The following is a 4,292-nucleotide window of genomic DNA, read 5'->3' on the forward strand; positions in this document are numbered from 1 at the left end:
GACGAAACGTAGGCCGGGTAAGGCGTAGCCGCCACCCGGCAAAATCCCCCTTACTCAATATCTTTGAAAAAGATTGACAGTTTTCCTTGCTAACAATCGCCAACCGTCACGTTTATGATGCTCTCCATCGACAGCAACGACGCGGTATCTACCCGGAATTGCAGACAAATAATGTTCAGCCGCTGATGTGGTTTCCTGGAGAGTAAAATGAAAAAATTAGAAGATGTTGGTGTACTGGTAGCGCGTATTCTGATGCCAATTCTGTTCATCGTGGCAGGTTGGGGCAAAATCACCGGTTATGCAGGTACCCAGCAGTATATGGAAGCCATGGGCGTTCCGGGGTTCCTGCTGCCGCTGACCATTCTTCTTGAGTTCGGCGGCGGCCTGGCAGTGCTGTTCGGCTTCCTGACCCGCACCACCGCGCTGTTTACCGCAGGCTTCACCGTGCTGACCGCGTTCATCTTCCACAGCAACTTTGCGGAAGGCGTGAACTCTCTGATGTTCATGAAAAACCTGACCATCGCGGGTGGCTTCCTGCTGCTGGCGGTCACTGGTCCTGGCGCATACAGCATCGACCGCGTTCTGAATAAGAAATGGTAAGCACGCTATACTGAATAAACACAAAGCGAGGAGACATCTCCTCGCTTTTGCTATCTGACGGAGGAGAAACAAATGGGACAACTCGTAGACGGCGTCTGGCAGGATGTCTGGTATGACACTCAATCCACCGGTGGACGCTTCAAGCGCTCTGTTTCAGCCTTCCGTAACTGGCTGACCGCCGACGGCGCACCTGGCCCAAGCGGCGAAGGCGGCTTCGCGGCGGAGAAAGATCGTTATCATCTTTATGTTTCCCTTGCCTGCCCGTGGGCACACCGCACGCTGATCGTGCGCAAGCTTAAAGGTCTTGAATCCTTGATTCCGGTTTCGGTGGTCAACCCGCTGATGCTGGAAAATGGCTGGACGTTTGACAGTGATTTCCCCGCCGCCACCGGTGATGAGCTGTATCACCATGATTTCCTCTACCAGCTTTATCTTCGCGCCGACCCGCACTACACCGGGCGCGTGACCGTGCCGGTGCTGTGGGACAAGAAAAACCAGACCATTGTCAGCAATGAGTCTGCGGAAATCATCCGCATGTTCAATACCGCATTTGATGCGCACGGCGCCCGCGCCGGAGATTACTACCCGACTGAACTGCGCGATAAGATTGATGAGCTGAACAGCTGGATCTACGACAACGTCAACAACGGCGTCTACAAGGCAGGTTTCGCCACCAGCCAGGAAGCGTATGACGAAGCGGTCGGGAAGGTATTTGAATCGCTGGAGCGTCTGGAGCAGATCCTGGGCCAGCATCGCTACCTGACGGGCGATCGCCTCACGGAAGCGGACATTCGCCTGTGGACCACGCTGGTGCGCTTTGATCCGGTCTATGTCACCCACTTTAAGTGCGACAAGCATCGTATCAGCGACTACCTGAACCTGTATGGTTTCCTGCGCGACATCTACCAGATGCCGGGCATCGCGGAGACGGTCGACTTCGACCATATTCGCACCCACTATTTCCGCAGCCACAAGACCATTAACCCGACGGGCATTATCTCCATCGGCCCGTGGCAGGACCTGGATGAGCCGCACGGTCGCGACGTGCGTTTTGGATAAATATCAAGGGCATCAATAGATGCCCTTTTTTAATTCACCATCTCCATCTATCCTTACTTTGATTGCTTAAAAAACAAGTGATTGACCGATTATTGAGGCAAGGAAAAATGGACTGGTATTTAAACGTACTGCGCAACTACATTGGATTTGGTGGCCGAGCCCGCCGCAAAGAGTACTGGATGTTCATTCTGGTGAACTTCATCTTCGCGCTGGTGCTAAGCATTGTAGACAAAATTCTGGGCTGGGAGTGGGCGAGCGGGGAAGGCGTTCTCACCTCAATTTACGGCTTATTTATTCTGTTGCCTTCCTGGGCCGTGCAGTTTCGACGTCTGCACGACACCGATCGTTCGGCGTGGTGGCTGTTGCTGCTGCTGATCCCGATCGTGGGGTGGATTGTGATTTTGATCTTCAACTGCCAGAGCGGCACGCCGGGCGAAAACCGCTTTGGTCCCGATCCTAAAATCGGCGCATAAGATAGAGCCCGGTGGCGCTTCGCTGACCGGGCCTACTCGCTATTTGTTGTGCTGGGCAAAGAGCTTTGGTATTTCCCGCAGGCACCACGACTTGGCTTCGCCCATGCTGTCGCGACGCCATGCCATAATAATGTCCACTTCGCTGGTGTACTCCGGGCTCACGACCCGCAGCCGCCCTTCCGCAATATCTTTTTCCACAAACGGGTACGGCATGGTCGCCACGCCAAGCCCTGCCAGCAGCGCCTGACGTTTGTCTTCCAGGGAGGTCACCGTCAGACGAGGCTGTTTATCCAGCAGCTGCACCGTCAGCACCGGACGCTCGCGCGCGGTATCCGCAACCGCCACGCCGCGATACTTCACGCGCGTCACTTCAGAGAGCGGCTCCGGCTCCTGGTGAATTGGATGATTGGGTGCGGCAACGTAGACGTTCATGACGCTGTAAAGCTTGCGCGAGTTGATTTCCGATGAGGAACGAAAGTGCATGTCCGGCGCAATGACGATATCCGCCCTGCCCGTCTCCAGACGTTCCCACGCCCCTGCCAGCACCTCGGTGATGATCGACAGCTGCGTATTGGCCTTCGCCGCCAGGCGATCCACCAGCGGGAACAGCGCTTCAGTCGGTACCAGCGCTTCAGTCACTAACGTCAGGTGGGTCTCCCAGCCCCGCGCCAGCGCTTCGGCGTCCGTCGTGAGCTTGTCCGCCGCTTCCAGCAGCACGCGGCCGCGCTCCAGCAGCATTCGGCCCACGTTGGTGAATTTTGTTCGATGACCGGAGCGGTCAAACAGCACCACGTCCAGCTCTTCCTCCAGCTTCTGCATGGTGTAGCTTAGCGCAGACGGAACGCGCCCCAGCTCATCTGCCGCCGCCGCAAAACTGCCGCGGCGGTCAATCGCGTCCATGACGCGAAGCGCCTCAAGCGTCAATGCTCTCTCTTTAGCCATCTCGTTCTCATTCAGGAAATTTGAACATACCCGGCAGAATATCTGGCTAACAATGAAGCGTCCATACCTTTACCATTGTTTTAGTGTAAAGAGAGGTCAAGTTTATGATTACGACAAGAACAGCTAAACAGTGCGGACAAGCCGATTTCGGATGGCTGCAGGCCCGCTACACCTTTTCCTTTGGACACTACTTTGACCCTAAACTCCTTGGTTACGCTTCATTACGCGTGTTGAATCAGGAAGTGCTCGCCCCGGGCGCCTCCTTCCAGCCGCGTACGTATCCGAAAGTCGATATCCTGAACCTGATCCTGGAAGGCGAGGCAGAATACCGCGATAGCGAGGGCAATCATGTCCAGGCAAAGGCTGGCGAAGCGCTGTTAATTTCCACGCAGCCGGGCATCAGCTACAGCGAGCACAACCTCAGCAAAGACAAAACGCTGACCCGCATGCAGCTGTGGCTGGACGCCTGCCCTGAGCGGGAAAATCCGCTGGTGCAGAAGGTAGATTTAACGGGCGACAGGCAGCAGCTGATTGCATCGCCCGATGGCAGCAAAGGCAGCCTGCAATTGCGTCAGCAGGTGTGGCTGCATCACATTGAGCTGAAGAAAGGTGAACAGGCGAGCTTCCAGCTTCATGGTCCGCGCGCCTATTTACAGTCTATTCACGGTACGGTGCATGCGGTGACGCATACGGAAGAGAAAGAGGCGCTCACCTGCGGCGACGGGGCGTTTATTCGTGATGAAGCGAATATCACCCTGGTGGCGGATACGCCGCTGCGCGCGCTGCTGATTGATTTGCCGGTTTAAAAATCCCCTCAGGCGAGGGGCTCGATCGGTTCCCTCTCCCCTATGGGCTGAGGGTTCCCCACAAAATAATGCCTGCATGGACGACCCCCTCTCCATTGAGGGAGAGGGTTGGGGTGAGGGGGGAACATATGGCTGTAGTGGTCATTCCGTTCACTTTATGTTCCTTGCTACTCTGTGACGACATGACCGGTGAACGTGCCAGGGTGGCTCAATCGCCACCCCCCCTGGCGACCCGGGCTCCCGGCGGTAAATCGCCGCTTCGCGGTGCCCTCAGCTTATTCCTTCAGGCTATCGGGTCGGGCATGAGCCTGCATCCCTGCAGGCCACGCCCTCTCGGCGCATCCCTGCGCCTCGCCCCGGCCTTACGGAAACGCTTCGGCGATTTACAGCCGGACCGGGGCATCGCTGTAAG

5 protein-coding genes are annotated in these 4,292 nt (G+C 56.4%); 4 read left to right on the forward strand and 1 reads right to left on the reverse strand.

All coding sequences use genetic code 11. The features are described from left to right. The first annotated feature begins 207 nt into the window (after positions 1-207). From ACJBF3_RS24150 to ACJBF3_RS24160, 3 genes are all read left to right on the forward strand, one after another. Positions 208-600 (forward strand): DoxX family protein, encoded by a 393-nt coding sequence (locus ACJBF3_RS24150; protein ID WP_023309292.1) that lies wholly within the window; start codon positions 208-210, stop codon positions 598-600. A 72-nt stretch (positions 601-672) separates the two neighbouring features. Then, positions 673-1,659, forward strand: coding sequence for a glutathione S-transferase family protein (locus ACJBF3_RS24155; protein ID WP_045330835.1), 987 nt, complete (start codon positions 673-675; stop codon positions 1,657-1,659). 107 nt (positions 1,660-1,766) lie between these two features. Then, entirely contained in the window at positions 1,767-2,132 is a 366-nt protein-coding gene (locus ACJBF3_RS24160) for a DUF805 domain-containing protein (protein WP_045330833.1), read from the forward strand. Between the two features lie 39 nt (positions 2,133-2,171). Here the strand turns inward: ACJBF3_RS24160 and yhaJ are convergent, their stop codons facing one another. Beyond that, the gene (yhaJ, locus tag ACJBF3_RS24165; protein ID WP_045330830.1) at positions 2,172-3,074 is read right to left on the reverse strand and encodes a DNA-binding transcriptional regulator YhaJ; all 903 of its coding nucleotides are present in this window, start codon (positions 3,072-3,074) and stop codon (positions 2,172-2,174) included. A gap of 104 nt (positions 3,075-3,178) precedes the next feature. Between yhaJ and ACJBF3_RS24170 the strand changes: the two genes are divergently transcribed. Further along, the gene (locus tag ACJBF3_RS24170; RefSeq protein ID WP_045330828.1) at positions 3,179-3,880 is read left to right on the forward strand and encodes a pirin family protein; all 702 of its coding nucleotides are present in this window, start codon (positions 3,179-3,181) and stop codon (positions 3,878-3,880) included. Positions 3,881-4,292: the final 412 nt, after the last annotated feature.

Source organism: Enterobacter sp. PP-008-ECC_S150, assembly GCF_045257065.1.
In the GTDB taxonomy this organism is placed as follows: Bacteria; Pseudomonadota; Gammaproteobacteria; order Enterobacterales; family Enterobacteriaceae; genus Enterobacter; species Enterobacter chengduensis.

Bases quoted from the DNA above. Each gene is read 5' to 3' on its own strand.
- ACJBF3_RS24150 (WP_023309292.1), top strand. From the start codon at position 208: ATGAAAAAATTAGAAGATGTTGGTGTACTGGTAGCGCGTATTCTGATG.
- yhaJ (WP_045330830.1), bottom strand. From the start codon at position 3,074: ATGGCTAAAGAGAGAGCATTGACGCTTGAGGCGCTTCGCGTCATGGAC.
- ACJBF3_RS24170 (WP_045330828.1), top strand. From the start codon at position 3,179: ATGATTACGACAAGAACAGCTAAACAGTGCGGACAAGCCGATTTCGGA.
- ACJBF3_RS24160 (WP_045330833.1), top strand. From the start codon at position 1,767: ATGGACTGGTATTTAAACGTACTGCGCAACTACATTGGATTTGGTGGC.
- ACJBF3_RS24155 (WP_045330835.1), top strand. From the start codon at position 673: ATGGGACAACTCGTAGACGGCGTCTGGCAGGATGTCTGGTATGACACT.